We start from the raw sequence: 17,361 nt of genomic DNA, 5'->3' as shown, positions 1-17,361 counted from the left end.
TGCTCAGAGCAGACGGCTGGTGCGCAACTGGCCGGCCTGGGCCAGCACCGGATAGGCGATCGACACCAAGAGCGAATTGATCTCCTTGAGATCGCGCATCGTGTCGATATGGATCGACGAGGAATCGATGCTGGCGCGGTTTTCGCCCAGCCGTCGAATGTGGTTTTCCTCGCTGACGCGCACCATGTCGCGCACCACTTCCTTCTCCTTGACCAGCTGCCGCGCATGTTCGAGATCGCGATTGACCAGCAGGTTGAAGGCGAGCCGGGCATTGCGCAGCACGCGCTGATGCATGGCGGTCAGTTCATGCAGGCCCTCCTCGGAGAAGCTTGCGCCGCGCGCATCCTTCTTGCGCGCCTTGGCCAGCATGTTCTGGGAAATGATGTCGCCGACCTGTTCGAGATTGATGGTGGCTTCCAAGAGATCCTGTTGCCGCCGCGCCGCGTCCTCCGGTAGTTCGTTGCCGGAGATCTTGGCGAGGTAGAGCTTGATATTGCGGTTGAAGCGGTCGACGCTGTCGTCAAGCCTCTCGATCTGAGCCATCTGTTGGTCGTCAGGCCTGAGAAAGGCGTCGAAGACGCGGGTCAGCATCACCTCGATGCGGTCGCACATGCCCACCACTTCTCGGGTGGCGTTGTCGAGCGCGCGAGGAGGATTGGTGATATCGGAGGGGTCGAGCGCCGAAAGCAGTGCCGCGTCGCTATTGTCCTCGTCCTTAACATCCGAGGGCAGGGCGTTTTCCAGCATCCGGGCCAGCGAGCCGGCAAAGGGCAGGCCGATCAACAGCACGATCGTGTTGGCGAGGACATGCACCCAGACCACGGCGTCCGCCGATGTGTCGAAATAGACGTCCGGCCGGAACTGGAAGCTCAGTTGCAGGATGAGGGCGGCGACCATGCCAAATCCGCGAATGGCGACATTGCCCAAGGGCGCGATGCGGGCGGCCTTGACCTCCCCGCGCGTCAGCACCGCGCCGATCACGGCGCCGCCAAAATTGACGCCGAGCACAAAGGGAATGATCAACTCATTCGGCACCAGCCCATGGCTGGACAGCGAGGCGAACAACAGGATCGAGGCGACGCTGGAATGAAACAGCCAGGCCATCAGCGCGGCAAGCGCGAAAGCGGTGATCCAGTCCTGCTGCAGATAGTTCATGATGATCGGCAGGACATGGCTTTCCTTGAGCGGCGCCGAGGCCTCGCCGATCAGCCGAAGCGACAGAAGCAGAAGACCGAGCCCGAACAGGATGCGGCCCATCTCCCGCCAGCGCCGCGACGTCGTGCGATAGGCGATGGTGCCGGCGATCATCAGCAAGGGCACGAGCAGCGACAGGTCGCGCCGGAGAATGCGGGTGACGAAGGCCGAGCCGAGATCGGCGCCGAGCAGCGCCGAAATGCCGACGGTCGAGGTTACGAAGCCCGAGGCGGAAAAGCCTGAGACGATCAGCGCCACCGCCGTCGAACTCTGTAGCGCGATAGCGAGAAAAAAGCCCGCTGCCGCCGCATTGACGCGGTTACCGAGCGCATAGCGCATCTTTTCCTTGAGCAGATCGCCATAAGCGCGCTCGACGCCGGTGCGCACCATGCGCGTGGCCCAGAGAAGCAGAGCGACAGCGCCCGCCAGATTGATGAAGATCACCGAACCGCTCAAGGGCGAGGCCTCCGGAAAACAGAAAAGATCGATACGTGAATTTGAAAAATATCACGTCGACCTGTATCGGGCCTTTCTGTCGTCCGTTCAATCCCAATCGCGGCGTCGCTGTCCTACAAGCGGCGTTTATGAAGGTTTTATGACGTTGCGGAGTTTGCCGACAGAGTTCCACATCCAGAAAGCCGAGCGAACAAAAATGCTTGGTCGGTGAAGCGAGCCTGTCCACACCTTGTTCTTTCTCTGGCCTGGCCTGAAATCTCGCACCCGACAATTTTTCTCAAGCCAAGACGCAAAACGGTCAGCCCTTTCGCCCTCCTCGATAACGATGATCATCTGCCAGAATTCAGGACCGCCAATTCCGCGACCTGTCAAACGAACGACGCGCTCGCCTGCCAAAGCCCTCGCATGATGAAAAATCATCTTCGGCGCGGTTGAATAGAATCTGAAGACCCGGTTCGCCATCCTACTCCGCAGCTTGCCGCTTGATCGGTCGGCGTTCCAGCAACTCCTTGAGGAACTGGCCGGTATAGGATCGTCCAACCTTGACGATATCTTCTGGCGTGCCCTGGGCGATCACCTCGCCGCCGCCATCGCCGCCTTCGGGGCCGAAATCGAGGATCCAGTCGGCGGTCTTTATGACTTCGAGATTGTGCTCGATGACCACGACGGAATTGCCCTGGTTCACCAGTTCGTGCAGCATTTCCAAGAGCTTGACCACGTCGTGGAAATGCAGGCCCGTGGTCGGCTCATCGAGAATATAGAGCGTGCGGCCGGTGGAGCGCTTGGACAGTTCCTTGGCGAGCTTGACGCGCTGCGCCTCGCCGCCCGACAGCGTATTGGCCTGCTGGCCGACCTTGATATAGCCCAGCCCGACATCGCGCAGCGACGTCAGTTTGTCGCGCACGGCCGGCACGGCGGCGAAGAAGTCGCAGCCTTCCTCGACCGTCATGTCCAGCACGTCGGAGATCGACTTGCCCTTGAAGGTCACGTCCAGCGTCTCGCGATTGTAGCGCTTGCCGTGGCAGACGTCGCAGGTGACATAGACATCCGGCAGAAAGTGCATCTCGATCTTGATGACGCCGTCGCCCTGGCAGGCCTCGCAGCGGCCGCCCTTGACGTTGAAGGAGAAGCGGCCCGGCTGATAGCCGCGCGCCTTGGCTTCCGGCAGACCGGCGAACCAGTCGCGGATCGGCGTAAACGCGCCGGTATAGGTGGCGGGGTTGGAGCGCGGGGTGCGACCGATCGGCGACTGGTCGATATCGATGACCTTGTCAATATGCTCGAAACCGTCGATGCGTTCGTGCTCGGCCGGGTTTTCGCGCGCACCCATCACCCTCCGCGCCGCCGCCTTGTAAAGCGTTTCGATCAGGAAGGTGGACTTGCCGCCGCCCGACACGCCGGTCACGGCGGTGAACACGCCGAGCGGAATGGCGGCGGTGACATTCTTCAGATTGTTGCCCTTGGCGCCGACGATCTTAATTTCCTTGCCCTTCTTGGGCTTGCGGCGCTCGCGCGGCACATCGACCGAGAGTTCGCCGGAGAGATATTTGCCGGTCAGCGAATTGGGATTGGACATGATCTCGGCGGGCGTGCCTTGCGCCACCACACGGCCGCCATGCACGCCGGCGGCAGGGCCGATATCGACGACATAATCGGCGGTGAGAATGGCGTCCTCGTCATGCTCGACCACGATCACCGTATTGCCGATGTCGCGCAGATGCTTGAGCGTGTCGAGCAGGCGGGCATTGTCGCGCTGATGCAGGCCGATCGAGGGTTCGTCGAGCACATAGAGCACGCCCGTCAGCCCCGAGCCAATCTGTGACGCCAGCCGAATGCGCTGGCTTTCGCCGCCCGACAGCGTGCCGGAATTGCGCGCCAGCGTCAGGTAATCCAAGCCGACATCGTTGAGGAATTTCAGACGGTCGCGGATTTCCTTGAGGATGCGGGTGGCGATTTCGTTCTGCTTGGCGTTGAGCTTGTCCGGCAGGCCGACGAACCAGTCGTTGGCGGTTCGGATCGACATGTTCGACACCAGGCCGATATGCTTGCCGTCGAGCTTGACCGCCAGCGCTTCCGGCTTCAGGCGGAATCCTTTGCAGGAAGGGCAGGGAGCCTGGCTCATATAGCGTTCGATCTCTTCGCGTGACCAGGCGGAATCGGTTTCCTTCCAGCGCCGTTCGAGATTGGGAATGATGCCTTCGAAGGTCTTGGTGGTCTGGTAGCTGCGCGCGCCATCGGCATAGTTGAAGGCCACTTCGCGATCACCGGTGCCATTGAGAATGGCGGTCTGCGCTTCCGTGGACAATTCGCTCCAGCGGGCCGAGAGCTTGAAGCCATAGGCCTTGCCGAGGCCTTCGAGCGTCTGGTTATAATAAGGTGATGCGGATTTCGCCCAGGGCGCAATCGCGCCGTCGCGCAAGGTCCGCTCCGTCTCAGGCACGATCAGGTCCGGGTCGATCTTCTGCTGGGTGCCGAGACCGTCGCAGGATGGGCAGGCGCCGAAGGGATTGTTGAAGGAAAACAGCCGCGGCTCAACTTCGGGAATGGTGAAGCCGGAGACAGGGCAGGCGAATTTTTCCGAAAACATCACCCGTTCATGCGTCTCGTTCAGCGACTTGTTGGCCGAGCCGCCTTCGGCGGTGTCTTCCTTCGGCAGCGGCTTGTCGGCGAATTCGGCGATCGCCAGGCCGTCTGCGAGCCTGAGGCAGGTTTCGAGACTGTCAGCCAGTCGCGAAGCGATATCGGGGCGCACCACGATGCGGTCGACCACAACGTCGATGTCATGCTTGTATTTCTTGTCGAGGACAGGCGCCTCGGCGATCTCATAGAATTGGCCGTCGATCTTGACGCGCTGGAAGCCCTTCTTCATGAGCTCCGCCAGTTCCTTCTTGTATTCGCCCTTGCGGCCGCGCACGAGCGGCGCAAGGATATAAAGCCGCGAGCCCTCGGGATAATCGAGGATCCGGTCGACCATCTGGCTGACCGTCTGGCTCTCGATCGGCAGACCGGTGGCCGGCGAATAGGGCACGCCGACCCGGGCGAACAGCAGGCGCATATAGTCGTAGATCTCGGTGACGGTGCCGACCGTCGAGCGCGGATTGCGCGACGTCGTCTTCTGCTCGATCGAAATGGCCGGCGACAGGCCTTCGATGAGATCGACATCCGGCTTCTGCATCATTTCCAGGAACTGCCGCGCATAGGCCGACAGGCTTTCGACGTAGCGACGCTGCCCTTCGGCATAAATCGTGTCGAAGGCGAGGGAGGATTTGCCCGATCCAGACAGGCCTGTCATGACGATCAGCGAATTGCGCGGCAGGTCGAGATCGACGCCCTTGAGATTGTGCTCGCGCGCGCCGCGGATGGAAATTGTCTTGAGTTCGCTCATGATGCCTGTGTCTCGCCTGTTCTTTCGCCCTTATACGCCCATTCCGGGCAGGCAGGTCGCCGCCATCGGGCCAAATCCCGCTTTTCCACAAGGTCGATTCCATTGACTGTCGCAGGAAAAACGACTAGAACAAAATGCGAACAATGGGAAGCCCGGATTTTCTGTGGATTGGACGCATGCGGGGGCGCGCCGGTCCCCCCGAAGGGCTATTCTTCGCCCCTCAGTTGATGGACGGCGTTTGCCGGTTTTGTGGATAGGATTTAGCGATGGCGGGTAGTGTAAACAAGGTCATTCTGATTGGCAATGTCGGAGCGGACCCCGAAATCCGCCGTACGCAGGACGGTCGTCCGATCGCCAATCTTCGCATCGCCACATCGGAAACCTGGCGCGACCGCAATTCCGGCGAGCGCAAGGAGAAGACCGAATGGCATAGCGTCGTGGTCTTCAATGAAGGCCTGTGCAAGGTGGTCGAGCAATATGTGAAGAAAGGCGCCAAGCTTTACATCGAAGGCGCTCTTCAGACCCGCAAATGGCAGGATCAGACCGGAAATGACCGCTATTCGACCGAAATCGTCTTGCAGGGCTTCAATTCGACGCTGACAATGCTCGACGGCCGTGGCGAAGGCGGCGGACGCGGCGCGCCGCAGGGCGGCGGCTATGACGACATGGACGCCGGTTTCGGAGGCGGCAACAATGATCGCGGCGGACGTTCCTCGCAGCCGAGCCGCGCGCCGCAAAGCGCTCCGTCCTTCTCGCGCGACATGGATGACGACATCCCGTTCTGAGGCGGAGGCAAGCAGCTCCTTGCCGGCTCCGCCGGGCGTTGGCATGGTTCTTGCGTTTTTAATAACGCAATAAAACCAAGGAGTTTAACGATGAAATTTTCACTCGTCCTGGCGCTCGGCGCGGCGGCGCTTCCTCTTGCGGCGCCGGCCGCGGAACTGATCGACGCGACGCCGCGCATTGCGGTGATGTCGGCTTTCGAGCCCGAGTGGCAGGTGCTTCTCAAGGATATCGACGGCGCTCAGGAGCATAAGCTTATGGGACGCCGCTTCGTGACCGGCAAATTGGCGGGTCAGGACGTCGTGCTGTTCCTCAGCGGCGTCAGCATGGTCAACGCCGCCATGACCACGCAACAGGCGATTGATCATTTCTCGATCAAGGCGATCGTGTTTTCCGGCATCGCCGGCGGCGTCGATCCCGAACTTTCGATCGGCGATGTGGTGGTCAGCGATCAGTGGGGGCAATATCTCGAAGCCATCTTCGCCCGCGAGACCGATGGAAAATTCGCCATTCCGCCTTTCCTCGACACGCAGTTCCCAAATTACGGGATGATCTATCCCAATGAGACGGAAGTGTTGCGCGACGGCATGGACAAGCCCGAGGATCGCTTCTGGTTTCCAGTCGACGGCCAGCTTCTCGAAACGGCGAAAGCCGTGGCGTCGAGCGTGAGCTTGGAAAAATGTGCGGGCGAGGGCAAGTGCCTCAGCCACGAGCCGAAGATCGTCGTGGGCGGCAATGGCGTGTCGGGACAGGCCTTCGTCGACAACAAGGCGTTCCGCGAATTTACCTACACCACCTTCAAGGCCCGCGTTCTCGACATGGAAAGCGCCGCCACCGCGCATGTCGCCTATGTCAACAAGGTTCCGTTCATCGCCTTCCGCAGCCTGTCCGATCTTGCCGGCGGCGGGGAGGGCGAAAATGAAATGGGTGTTTTCTTCGCCCTCGCCTCGGCCAATTCCGCCAAGGTGGTCGAAGCCTTTCTTGAAAAGCTCCCCTGATCGTCAGGGGCCGGTATAGACCGTCAGCGTTGCGCGCAAGCCGTCGATGACGAATTGCACCGCGAGCGCCGACAGCAATACGCCCAGGAGCCGGGTGAGGATCGCCCGGCCCGTCTGGCCAAGATAGCGGTCGAGCTTGTCGGCGATGATCAGCGCCGCGTAGATGACCAGGAAGACGGCGGCGATCACCAGGATCAGTTGCGCGCGCTCGAGCGGCGCGCGGAAATTTCCGGCGAGCAGGATGGTGGCCGAGATCGCGCCTGGGCCAGAAATCAGCGGAATGGCCAGCGGAAAGACGCTGAGATTGTGAATGTGGTCGCGGGTGATCGCCGTCTCCGTGGTCTTTTCCTTCCGCTCCTGCCGCTTCTCGAAGATCATTTCGAACGCGATGAAAAACAGCAGCAGGCCGCCGGCGATGCGGAAGGCCGGCAGCGATATGCCGAGCACCGACAGGATGCCAGCGCCGAAGACAGCGAAGACCGTGAGAATGCCAAACGCGATCAGCGTGCCGCGCAACGCGGTGTGGCGGCGTTGCGCCTGGGTCATGCCCGCCGTCAGCCCGAGAAAGATCGGCGCGAGTCCCGGCGGATCCGTGGTCACCAGCAGGGTCGTGAACGCATTGATGATCGCTTCCAGACTGGCCATGTTTTTCCCCTCTTTTGCTCCATCTGTATCGAGCCGGGGCCAGCCGTGCAAGCAAGGGCTAAAAAGCCGAAAATATCAGCGCTTCGCGGCAAAGAACTGTTCATAAAGCCGCCATGAAATTGGCCTTGAACGGGGCGTTCCGCTATAACGGCGGCATTGATTCCGTTTGAGAGATTGAGACCAGTTTGACCGAGATTGTTCCCCCAGGCGGCAAAGGCCCCAGCGGCATCGAGCCGATCTCCATCGTCGAGGAAATGCAGCGCTCTTACCTCGACTACGCCATGAGCGTCATCGTCTCGCGCGCGCTGCCGGACGTGCGTGACGGTCTGAAGCCAGTGCATCGCCGCATTCTGTTCGGCATGAACGAACTCGGGCTCGACTGGAACAAGAAATACGTCAAATGCGCCCGCGTCACCGGCGATGTCATGGGTAAATACCATCCGCATGGCGACTCCGCGATCTATGACGCGCTGGCGCGCATGGCCCAGGATTGGTCGCTGCGTCTGCCGCTTATCGATGGTCAGGGCAATTTCGGCTCGATTGACGGCGATCCGCCGGCAGCCCAGCGTTACACCGAATGCCGTTTGCAGAAGGCCGCGCATTCGCTGCTCGACGATCTCGACAAGGAAACCGTCGATTTCCGCGACAACTATGACGGCACCATGTCCGAGCCCGTCGTGGTGCCGGCGAAATTCCCCAATCTGCTGGTCAATGGCGCAGGCGGCATCGCGGTGGGCATGGCCACCAATATTCCGCCGCACAATCTGGCCGAAGTCATCAATGCCTGTATCGCGCTCGTCGATGATCCGGCGCTGGAACTCACCCAGTTGATGGACATCATGCCGGGACCGGATTTCCCCACTGGCGCGCTGATCCTCGGCCGGGCCGGCATCCGCCAGGCTTACGAGACGGGCAGGGGCTCGGTGATCATGCGCGGCCGCGCCCGCATCGAGCCGATGCGCAATGATCGCGAGCAGATCATCATCACCGAGGTTCCCTATCAGGTGAACAAGGCCACGATGATCGAGAAAATGGCCGAACTGGTGCGCGACAAGCGCGTTGAGGGCATTTCCGATCTGCGCGACGAGTCCGACCGTGAAGGCTATCGCGTCGTCATCGAACTGAAGAAGGACGCCAATGCCGAGGTGATCCTCAACCAGCTCTATCGTTACACGCCGCTGCAAACCTCGTTTGGCTGCAACATGGTGGCGCTGAACGGCGGCAAGCCGGAACAGCTGGCGCTGATCGATATGCTCAAGGCCTTCATCAGCTTCCGCGAGGAAGTGGTGAGCCGGCGCACCAAATATCTGCTGCGCAAAGTGCGCGACCGCGCCCATGTCTTGGTCGGTCTCGCCATCGCGGTGGCCAATATCGACGAAGTCATCAGTCTCATCCGCCGCGCGCCGGACCCGCAGACCGCGCGCGACCAGTTGATGACCCGCCGCTGGCCGGCTCATGATGTGGAATCGCTGATCCGCCTGATCGACGATCCGCGTCACCGCATCAATGACGACAACACCTATAACCTGTCCGAAGAGCAGGCCCGCGCCATTCTCGACCTGCGCCTGCAGCGCCTGACCGCGCTCGGCCGCGACGAAATCGGCGACGAGCTCAACAAGATCGGCGCGCAGATCAAGGATTATCTTGATATCCTCAGCTCGCGCCTGCGCATCATGACCATCGTCAAGGACGAACTGGCCGCCGTGCGCGACGAATTCGGCACGCCGCGGCGCACTGAAATCGTCGATTATGGCCTGGATCTCGATGATGAGGACCTGATTGCCCGCGAAGACATGGTGGTGACCGTGTCGCATGGCGGTTACGTCAAGCGCGTGCCGCTGGCCACCTATCGCGCCCAGCGTCGCGGCGGCAAGGGCCGTTCCGGCATGTCGACGCGCGACGAGGATTTCGTCAACCGCCTGTTCGTCGCCAACACCCATACGCCGGTGCTGTTCTTCTCCTCGCGCGGCATCGTCTACAAGGAAAAGGTCTATCGCCTGCCGATCGGCTCGCCGACGTCGCGCGGCAAGGCGCTGATCAACATGCTGCCGCTGGAGCCCGGTGAACGCATCACCACGATCATGCCGCTGCCGGAGGACGAGGATAGCTGGGCAAACCTCGACGTGATGTTCGCCACCACGCGCGGCACCGTGCGTCGCAACAAGCTGAGCGACTTCGTCCAGGTCAATCGCAATGGCAAGATCGCCATGAAGCTGGAGGAAGACGGCGACGAGATCCTGTCGGTGGAAACCTGCACCGAACTCGACGACGTGCTGCTGACCACGGCGCTCGGCCAGGCGATCCGCTTCTCGGTCGATGAAGTCCGCGTGTTTGCCGGCCGCAATTCCATCGGCGTGCGCGGTATTTCCATGGCCGATGGCGACCGGCTGATCTCCATGACCATTCTCGGACATGTCGACGCCGAAGCCGCCGAACGCGCCGCCTATCTCAAGCGCGCAGCGGCCGAACGCCGCGCCATGGGCGTGGACGAGGAAGACGTGGCGCTGGTGGGCGAGGAAGTCGGCGAAGTCGGCGATCTCAGCGAAGAACGCTATCAGGAACTGAAAGCCCGCGAGCAATTCGTGCTGACCGTATCCGAAAAAGGCTATGGCAAGCGCTCGTCGTCCTATGACTTCCGCATTTCGGGCCGTGGCGGCAAGGGCATCCGCGCCACCGACACCTCCAAGACCAATGAAATCGGCGAACTCGTCGCCGCCTTCCCGATCGACGACGCCGACCAGATCATGCTGGTGTCGGATGGCGGTCAGCTGATCCGCGTGCCAGTCAATGGCATCCGCATCGCCAGCCGCGCCACCAAGGGCGTGACGATCTTCTCCACCGCAGCCGACGAAAAGGTCGTCTCGGTCGAGCGCATCAGCGAACCGGAGGATGACGAAGCGGTTGACGCTGCCGAGACATCCGCGGTGACGGCGGAACCGGATGCGGGGTCGGACGCCGAGTAAGCGTCGGGATGCAAATGACACCGTCGATGGCGGCCGGGCAACCGGCCGCCATTTTCGTATTGACAGGGTGGCACCCTGGCGGCGAGTCTCTGAGCGTTTCCCAACCGGATATCGAATGCCAATGTCCGCGCGAACCGAGGATGCAAACGCCATTCAGCTCAGCGAAATCAATGCCTCGACCATTCGAGCGATCGCCGCATTGCGTGTTTCGGAGAGCCAAGGCGACTATGTCGCGTCGAATGCGCTATCGGTCGCCGAAGCCTATTTCGAAAAAGGCGCCTGGTTCAGAGCGATCACCTGCTTGGACATGCCGGTCGGCTTCGTCATGCTGTTCGACCACACGCTGCCGGGCGCCATCCGCAAGAATGGCGTCAACGAGAATGAAATCGGCCTCTGGCGATTGATGATCGACGGCCGCTTCCAAGGGCGAGGCTTCGGCAAGCGCGCCCTCGATCTCGTCTCAGCCCATGCAAGAACGCGACCGGGGATTGACGCGATCATATCGAGCTTCATCCCGGGGCCGGATGGTCCGGAAGGGTTCTACAAACGCTACGGTTTTATCCTCACGGGCAATCGCCGCGCGAATGGCTCGGAAATTGAAATCCTCCTGAAACTTTGAGCGTCAGTCTGAGAACAAGGTATGCGCCGTTGATTGATCGGCGCGCCGCTGTCGCTGCGGCGTCACATCGTCTTCGCCTGGTTTCAGCCTCCATCTGCAAAAAGTTTCGCCATCGCCCCGGCCGTCTCTGCATTGGCGGGGAAAAAGCTCTCGACGACGATATCGGCAAGCGTGACATCCACGGCCGTGCCGAAAACCGTGGTCGTGCTCAGAAATTCGAGCCGGCCGGCGCTGCTGTCGAGCACAAGCGGGATGGCGATGGCCAGCTTTCCGGCGCTGCCGTCGCGGTCTCCCAGCGCATGCATGGGCGTGGGATAGGACCGCAATTCGTCGAGCAACGCGACTAGGGACGGATCGGCCGAAATCTCGATGTCATGGGCGAGCCGCGCAAGAATATGGCTGCGCCATGGCTTGAAGTTGACGATGCGGGAAGCGAGGCCTTCCGGATGCAGACTGAGGCGCAGCACATTGACATCGCCTGTGAGAAGCTCTTTGGAGACGCCTCGGGTCAGCGCGTTGACTGCTCTGTTGGCCGAAATCAGCGTCCAGCGCCGATCGACCGCAAGGGCAGGGTGGGGCTCATGACCCAGCAAGAGACGATCGATCACGCCCCTTGCCGCCTCAAATTCCGGCGCAGCGAGCGCCCGTTCGCCATAAGCAGGCGCAAAGCCAGCGGCCAGCAGCATGGCGTTTTGCTCACGCAACGGCAGTTTGAGGCATTCCGACAGACGCAGGACCATGTCGCGGCTGGGCATGGATCGGCCGGCTTCGAGGAAACTCAGATGCCGTTGCGACATCTCGACTTCCAGCGCAAGCTCCAGCTGGCTGTAGCGCCGCCTCTGCCGCCATTCCCGCAATATCTGTCCTGCACCGGTTCCCGCTCTTGTCATGTCCCACCATAGCGCATGGCCGTCATGTGAACCTATTACCCCGGAGGTAATCGACGCCAGAACAAATTGCGCAAGAATGGCTGTCACCGATCGACCATCCCGGTCATCAACGACAGGAAAGGCCATTCTCATGCACCTACGACATCCACTTTGGACACTTGCCAATCTGCTCACGCTGGACGCCTGTACCTGCGCCGGCATGGGCGCAGCGCTCGGCGTGTTTCATACGCCGGTCAGCGCCTGGACCGGAATTCCGGCGCCGCTGCTGTTCTGGGCCGGCGTCGCGTTGCTGCCCATAGCGGCCTTCATGGCGATCACCGCACGGATGCGGCCAATCCCGACCCTGGCGACCCATGCCGTTATCGGCGGCAACATGGCTTGGATCCTCGCAAGTCTGGCGCTGCCGATCACGGGCGCAATATCGCCCAATCCGCTTGGCTGGGCGTTTCTGATCGCTCAGGCCGTTTTCGTGGCGTTGCTGACGACAGCCGAATATGTCGCGGCAAAACCGGCGCTCGCTGCAAACTGAAAGGACAAGAAACCATGACCGCTTACGCTGTCGCGCATTTGCGCAATATCACCGTCAACCAGGGCGTCATCGATTACCTCAAAGGCATCGACGCCACGCTGACGCCATATGAGGGTCGCTTCATCATCCATGGCGGGCCCAAGGAGGAACTTGAAGGCCGTTTCACCGACGACCTGATCGTACTTGCCTTTCCCAACCTTGCCGCCGCCCGCGACTGGTATCGATCCGCAGATTATCAGGCGTTGGCGCCGTTGCGGACACAAGCAGCCGACGGCGATGTATTCCTGATCGACGGCGTCGATAAGGATCACAAGGCGACGGATATCATCGCAGGCCTCATTGCGATATGATCACAACATCGACTTCGATGGCGGCGCGCAGACTTGGCGCACGCCATCGTCGCTGGTCGGGCCGCCGAAGCCCAATAGAATTGTTCCATAATCTATCTTATCAGTATTGCGTCTGTAGCCGCAAAGTTAGAATGTCCTGTTCCTGCAAAGTTAAAGTGTCACACTCCCCGGATCTGAATGACGGTTGGGAGACAAGCAGATGGGATTGATAGCGATGAGCGACCGCGATCTGCTACGGATCGAGATCACATCGAATATGGCCGCCGATCAAGGCTCGTCGATTTCGCGCTTCCGCGTGACAGAGCGCGGAGTTCCCTAAAGTCTCCGCATCATGGAACTGAAGGCAGGTTCGGCGTCTTTCTTTGCTCAGGCAATGGAGATTGACGCGCGGATGGACACGAAATTTGGCTGGAAGCTACAGAGACTGGCAAAAAAGCTCTGGTTTCGCGCTTCGCTCTATGCTTTGGCCGGTTTGTTGACGGCGTTGTTTTCCGTGTTCTTTGCACCGGCTTTGCCGCCATTCATCAGCGCAAAGATCGGGGCCGATGCGGTCGACAATATTCTGACCATTCTCGCCTCCAGCATGCTGACCGTGACCACGTTTTCGCTGTCGATCATGGTGACCGCCTTCGGCGCCGCCACCAACAACGGCACGCCGCGCGCCGCGGCGCTGGTGGCGGAAGATCCGACGACGCAGAATGTGCTGGCGACTTTTCTCGGGTCGTTCCTGTTCAGCCTCGTGGGCATCATTGCGCTCAGCGCCGGCGCCTATGGCGAGGAAGGACGGGCTGTGTTGTTTGTCGTGACGCTGCTGGTGATCGCCATCATCGTCGGCGCCATATTGCGCTGGGTCGATCATCTGTCGCGACTCGGGCGGGTCGGGGACACGATTGATCGCGTCGAACGCTCTGCCGGAAATGCGCTGCAAGAGCGCCGAAAGCGCCCGTCGCTCGGCGCCCTGCCCGCCTCGCCACATGATCTGTTCGCGCCCGACGATGCGACCATGATCCATACCCCTCAGATCGGCTATCTCCAGCATGTGGATGTCGCCGCGCTCGATGCGATCGGCAAAAAGCTCGAAACGCGGGTGCATCTCCTGGCGATTCCCGGCTGGTTTTGCGATCCCGGTCGGGCGCTGGCCTGGATTGCGCCGCCTGATAATGATGGCGCCGATGTAGCGGACATCAAGACTGAGATCGCATCCGCCTTCACCATCGGCGCCATGCGTTCGTTCGAGCAGGATCCGCGCTTCGGCTTGTCGATCTTGAGCGAGATCGCGTCTCGCGAGCTGTCGCCCGCCGTCAATGATCCCGGCACGGCGATTGACGTCATCGGCAGGCTCACCCGATTGTTCTGGCTTTTCAGAGGCCCATTGGAGCAGGATGAAGCAGAGACGCCGCGTTTCGACCATGTGACGGCGCCGAGGCTCACCTTGCACGACCTGTTCGAGGACGCCTTCGATCCGATTTCGCGCGATGGCGCAGGACATTTTGAAATCCAGATCCGGCTGCAAAAGACCTTCAAAAGTCTCGCCGGCATCGACGCCGATATGGCGGCCGAAGCGCAGATTCTGTCTGAGCGCGCACTTGCCTGGGCGGAAAGATCCGTGTCGGTGGAAGACCATCTGAAAAGGTTGCGGGATATGGCGAAGCAGGTTGAGGCGATGAGCGGCGGACCGCAATGACCCGCCCAAAACCTGTTGCAGATCGATAGTCGCCGCTGCAAAACCGCGCCCCTGTTCCCAGGAACGCGGCGTTCATTGCCTCAGCCCAGCGGCGGGCCGATGATGTCGATGTTGGAGCGGCGGCAGGCGGTGGTGAGCGCTTCGATCATCTCGGGCGTTGGCTGGCGCTGCGGCGGCAGGTCGGCGCTGTCGGCCGGGCGGCTCATTTCATCCAGCATGGATTCGAAATCGCCGCCCCTGGTGATGGTCAGGCAGCGTGCGCCGAGCACGCTTTCGACCCGGAAGCGGTGTGGCGCGCCTTTCGGCGCGACGAACGTGTCGCCAGCGCGCGCCATGATGATCTTGCCGTCGAGTTCGAAACGCATCACGCCTTCGATGACATGGAAATATTCGTCCTGGCTGTGATGGATATGCAGCGGCGGCGCTTCGCCATAGGGCATCCAGTGATCGATGATCGAGATCCCGTCCTCGGAGTCGGTGGACCTGACGCGGAAGGAGATCAGCGTGTTGCCGAACCAAAAGACGTCGTCGTCGTGGGATTGCGCGGCGGCGATATGTGGGGTCATGAAGGGATCCTCTCTCCAGAATGTCCGCCTCCCTGTGAGGCCTTGTCCGCTTCGGTCGCCCGATGCCTTGTTCCGGGGACGAAGCGTGGGAGAAGATGTACCGGCGCGACGCATGCGGCGCTGTCACCGTGGAAACAGGTCCGGACCCGCAGGAGAGCACGCGATCGCGCCTGCGCCTCCTGCGCGCCTGTTGCCGCTTTGCCGCACTCGCCGGTTGAGTTTGTAAACTGCGACGCAAGGGCTTGGCCGTCCGGTATTCGTCTCTTATCCTGTGGGCATATGACATGACGCGGGAGGTTCGAAATGACGCATTTTACCTGTTCCGCAGTGACGCTGGCGGTCACCGCCTGACGCGTCCTGGCCGCCTTTGGCGCGCCTGTCCGGCCTCCTAGCCGGTTCCGATTTTCACCATCCTGTTTCGCGCTCGCGCGGATTGCTGTTTTTCCTCGTTTTTCAGGAGCCGGCCGCGGGCCGGATCATCTCATGGCTTTTGGTCATACCGCCCGTAGAGACGGCGCCTTTCGCAGTGTTTTCAGCTTTTGCTTCACTCATTGGCGCCAACAGCCCGGCCGCGTCGGCTTCATGCTGTCGACGGTGTTGCTGTCGACTCTTGCCGATGTGTTCACGCCGCTCTTTTCGGGGCGTCTGGTCGATGCGGTGGTTTCAGGTCGCGCCGAAGATCCCGACGCGTGGAACAGCGCCCTCGCCGCCTTGGGCTGGCTGATGGCGCTGTCGATCGGCGCGCTGTTGCTTCGGCATGCGACGTTTACGGCGATCATCACCTTCACGCTGCGGTCGATGAGCGAGATCGGCCGCCAATCCTTTCACCGCATCCAGCGTTTTTCCAGCGATTGGCATGCCGACAGTTTCGCCGGCTCCACCGTGCGCAAGGTGACGCGCGGCATGTGGGCGCTCGATCTGTTGAACGACACGGTGTTCGTGGCGCTGTTTCCCTCGGCTGTCATGCTGGTCGGAACGACGCTGATGATGACCTGGCACTGGCCGCTGATGGGCGGGCTGGTCGGGTTGGGATCGGTGATCTTCGTCACCTTCACGTCGCTGATGGCGCTGCGCTATGTCGCGCCGATGGCGAGCCTCGCCAATCGCTGGGACACCAAGCTCGGCGGCTCGCTGGCCGACGCGGTGACCTGCAATGCGGTGGTGAAAGCCTATGGCGCGGAAAAGCGCGAAGATCGCCGCCTCGCCGGCGTCATCGACAAATGGCGCGACCGCACCGGCCGCACCTGGACGCGCGGCACGCTGAACGGCACGCTGCAGGCCGCCCTGCTCGCGGCTCTCCGCGCCGGCGTGCTCGGTTTGGCGCTGTGGCTGTGGGCCAGCGGCCAGGCCAATGCCGGCGACATCACCTTCGTTTTGACCTCGTTCTTCATCCTGCAGGGCTATCTGCGCGAAATCGGCATGCATATCCGCAATCTGCAGCGCTCGGTGAACGACATGGAGGAGTTGGTCGCCATTCACGCCCAGCCGCTTGGCGTTGTGGATATCGCCGGCGCCAAGCCGCTGGCGGTCAGCGCCGGCCGGATCGAGTTCGACCGTGTGAACTTTCACTATGGCAAGCATTCCGCGCCGCTCTATCGCGATTTCTCGGTGACGATCCGTCCGGGCGAACGCGTCGGTCTGGTCGGCCATTCCGGTTCCGGCAAGACCACGTTCGTCAAGCTGATCCAGCGGCTGCATGACGTGACCGGCGGCGAGATCCGCATTGACGGCCAGGACATTTCCAAACTCGCACAGGCGTCGCTCCGCCAGCAGATCGCCATCGTCCAGCAGGAGCCGATCCTGTTTCACCGCTCGCTGGCCGAAAACATCGCCTATGCGAGGCCCGAGGCGACGCAGTCCGAGATCGAGACCGCGGCGCGGCTCGCCAGCGCCCATGAGTTCATCTCGGCGCTCTCGCATGGCTATGGCACGCTGGTCGGCGAACGCGGCGTGAAGCTGTCGGGCGGCGAGCGCCAGCGCGTGGCCATCGCCCGCGCCTTTCTCGCCAATGCGCCGATCCTGATCCTCGACGAAGCGACCTCCAGCCTCGATTCCGAATCCGAAATGCTGATCCAGCAGGCCATGGAGCGGCTGATGCAGGGCCGCACGACGCTGGTGATCGCCCACCGGCTATCGACGGTGCGGGCGCTCGATCGGCTGTTGGTGTTCGATCACGGCCGGATCGTCGAGGAAGGCGATCACGCCAGCCTGGTGCGGGTGAAAAACGGCATCTATCGCAGCCTGTTCGAGCGCCAAGCGCTGGAACTGACCAAGGGACTGGTCGCGGAAATCTAGGCCA

Annotated in this window: 13 protein-coding genes; 8 read left to right on the top strand and 5 right to left on the bottom strand. The window is 61.5% G+C overall.

What is annotated here, in order from left to right; all coding sequences use genetic code 11:
• Nucleotides 1–3: 3 nt before the first annotated feature.
• Nucleotides 4–1,650, bottom strand: a complete 1,647-nt coding sequence (locus M2360_RS20845; protein WP_280777289.1) for a Na/Pi cotransporter family protein — start codon at nucleotides 1,648–1,650, stop codon at nucleotides 4–6.
• Between the two features lie 463 nt (nucleotides 1,651–2,113).
• Nucleotides 2,114–5,035, bottom strand: coding sequence for an excinuclease ABC subunit UvrA (uvrA, locus tag M2360_RS20840; protein WP_280777288.1), 2,922 nt, complete (start codon nucleotides 5,033–5,035; stop codon nucleotides 2,114–2,116).
• A gap of 266 nt (nucleotides 5,036–5,301) precedes the next feature.
• On the opposite strand from uvrA, the gene M2360_RS20835 reads away from it, so the two are divergent.
• Together M2360_RS20835 and M2360_RS20830 are read left to right on the top strand one after the other, a co-directional pair.
• On the top strand, nucleotides 5,302–5,820 hold the full coding sequence (locus tag M2360_RS20835) for a single-stranded DNA-binding protein (RefSeq protein WP_280777286.1): 519 nt from the start codon (nucleotides 5,302–5,304) through the stop codon (nucleotides 5,818–5,820).
• A 90-nt stretch (nucleotides 5,821–5,910) separates the two neighbouring features.
• Nucleotides 5,911–6,816: a 5'-methylthioadenosine/S-adenosylhomocysteine nucleosidase gene (locus tag M2360_RS20830; RefSeq protein ID WP_280777285.1), complete on the top strand. Its 906-nt coding sequence runs from the start codon at nucleotides 5,911–5,913 to the stop codon at nucleotides 6,814–6,816.
• Nucleotides 6,817–6,819: 3 nt separating this feature from the next.
• On the opposite strand, the gene M2360_RS20825 is transcribed toward M2360_RS20830, so the two are convergent.
• Nucleotides 6,820–7,461 (bottom strand): MarC family protein, encoded by a 642-nt coding sequence (locus M2360_RS20825; RefSeq protein ID WP_280777284.1) that lies wholly within the window; start codon nucleotides 7,459–7,461, stop codon nucleotides 6,820–6,822.
• Nucleotides 7,462–7,646: 185 nt separating this feature from the next.
• Here M2360_RS20825 and gyrA point away from each other — a divergent pair, with 185 nt between their 5' ends.
• Nucleotides 7,647–10,424: a DNA gyrase subunit A gene (gene gyrA / locus M2360_RS20820; RefSeq protein WP_280777283.1), complete on the top strand. Its 2,778-nt coding sequence runs from the start codon at nucleotides 7,647–7,649 to the stop codon at nucleotides 10,422–10,424.
• Between the two features lie 121 nt (nucleotides 10,425–10,545).
• Nucleotides 10,546–11,043 (top strand): GNAT family N-acetyltransferase, encoded by a 498-nt coding sequence (locus M2360_RS20815; protein WP_280777282.1) that lies wholly within the window; start codon nucleotides 10,546–10,548, stop codon nucleotides 11,041–11,043.
• An 83-nt stretch (nucleotides 11,044–11,126) separates the two neighbouring features.
• On the opposite strand, the gene M2360_RS20810 is transcribed toward M2360_RS20815, so the two are convergent.
• Nucleotides 11,127–11,933, bottom strand: coding sequence for a helix-turn-helix transcriptional regulator (locus M2360_RS20810; RefSeq protein ID WP_280777374.1), 807 nt, complete (start codon nucleotides 11,931–11,933; stop codon nucleotides 11,127–11,129).
• Nucleotides 11,934–12,063: 130 nt separating this feature from the next.
• On the opposite strand from M2360_RS20810, the gene M2360_RS20805 reads away from it, so the two are divergent.
• From M2360_RS20805 to M2360_RS20795, 3 genes are all read left to right on the top strand, one after another.
• The gene (locus M2360_RS20805) at nucleotides 12,064–12,462 is read left to right on the top strand and encodes a hypothetical protein (protein WP_280777280.1); all 399 of its coding nucleotides are present in this window, start codon (nucleotides 12,064–12,066) and stop codon (nucleotides 12,460–12,462) included.
• A 14-nt stretch (nucleotides 12,463–12,476) separates the two neighbouring features.
• Nucleotides 12,477–12,812, top strand: a complete 336-nt coding sequence (locus tag M2360_RS20800) for a DUF1330 domain-containing protein (protein WP_280777279.1) — start codon at nucleotides 12,477–12,479, stop codon at nucleotides 12,810–12,812.
• A 391-nt stretch (nucleotides 12,813–13,203) separates the two neighbouring features.
• Nucleotides 13,204–14,496: a DUF2254 domain-containing protein gene (locus M2360_RS20795; protein ID WP_280777278.1), complete on the top strand. Its 1,293-nt coding sequence runs from the start codon at nucleotides 13,204–13,206 to the stop codon at nucleotides 14,494–14,496.
• An 80-nt stretch (nucleotides 14,497–14,576) separates the two neighbouring features.
• Here the strand turns inward: M2360_RS20795 and M2360_RS20790 are convergent, their stop codons facing one another.
• Nucleotides 14,577–15,062 (bottom strand): cupin domain-containing protein, encoded by a 486-nt coding sequence (locus tag M2360_RS20790; RefSeq protein WP_280777276.1) that lies wholly within the window; start codon nucleotides 15,060–15,062, stop codon nucleotides 14,577–14,579.
• A gap of 483 nt (nucleotides 15,063–15,545) precedes the next feature.
• Between M2360_RS20790 and M2360_RS20785 the strand changes: the two genes are divergently transcribed.
• A complete protein-coding gene (locus M2360_RS20785; RefSeq protein ID WP_280777275.1) occupies nucleotides 15,546–17,357 on the top strand; it encodes an ABC transporter ATP-binding protein in 1,812 nt (603 codons plus the stop codon).
• Nucleotides 17,358–17,361: the final 4 nt, after the last annotated feature.

It is taken from the genome of Rhizobium sp. SG_E_25_P2 (assembly GCF_029892285.1).
Lineage (GTDB): Bacteria > Pseudomonadota > Alphaproteobacteria > Rhizobiales > Rhizobiaceae > Rhizobium_E.
Note: the sequence above shows the minus strand (reverse complement) of the source record. Positions and strands in the feature narration are given on the sequence as shown.

What these genes read in the sequence shown, in the direction of transcription:
- uvrA (WP_280777288.1), bottom strand. Translation starts at nt 5,035, where the DNA reads ATGAGCGAACTCAAGACAATTTCCATCCGCGGCGCGCGCGAGCACAAT.
- M2360_RS20835 (WP_280777286.1), top strand. Translation starts at nt 5,302, where the DNA reads ATGGCGGGTAGTGTAAACAAGGTCATTCTGATTGGCAATGTCGGAGCG.
- M2360_RS20830 (WP_280777285.1), top strand. Translation starts at nt 5,911, where the DNA reads ATGAAATTTTCACTCGTCCTGGCGCTCGGCGCGGCGGCGCTTCCTCTT.
- M2360_RS20825 (WP_280777284.1), bottom strand. Translation starts at nt 7,461, where the DNA reads ATGGCCAGTCTGGAAGCGATCATCAATGCGTTCACGACCCTGCTGGTG.
- M2360_RS20815 (WP_280777282.1), top strand. Translation starts at nt 10,546, where the DNA reads ATGTCCGCGCGAACCGAGGATGCAAACGCCATTCAGCTCAGCGAAATC.
- M2360_RS20810 (WP_280777374.1), bottom strand. Translation starts at nt 11,933, where the DNA reads ATGACAAGAGCGGGAACCGGTGCAGGACAGATATTGCGGGAATGGCGG.
- M2360_RS20805 (WP_280777280.1), top strand. Translation starts at nt 12,064, where the DNA reads ATGCACCTACGACATCCACTTTGGACACTTGCCAATCTGCTCACGCTG.
- M2360_RS20800 (WP_280777279.1), top strand. Translation starts at nt 12,477, where the DNA reads ATGACCGCTTACGCTGTCGCGCATTTGCGCAATATCACCGTCAACCAG.
- M2360_RS20795 (WP_280777278.1), top strand. Translation starts at nt 13,204, where the DNA reads ATGGACACGAAATTTGGCTGGAAGCTACAGAGACTGGCAAAAAAGCTC.
- M2360_RS20790 (WP_280777276.1), bottom strand. Translation starts at nt 15,062, where the DNA reads ATGACCCCACATATCGCCGCCGCGCAATCCCACGACGACGACGTCTTT.
- M2360_RS20785 (WP_280777275.1), top strand. Translation starts at nt 15,546, where the DNA reads ATGGCTTTTGGTCATACCGCCCGTAGAGACGGCGCCTTTCGCAGTGTT.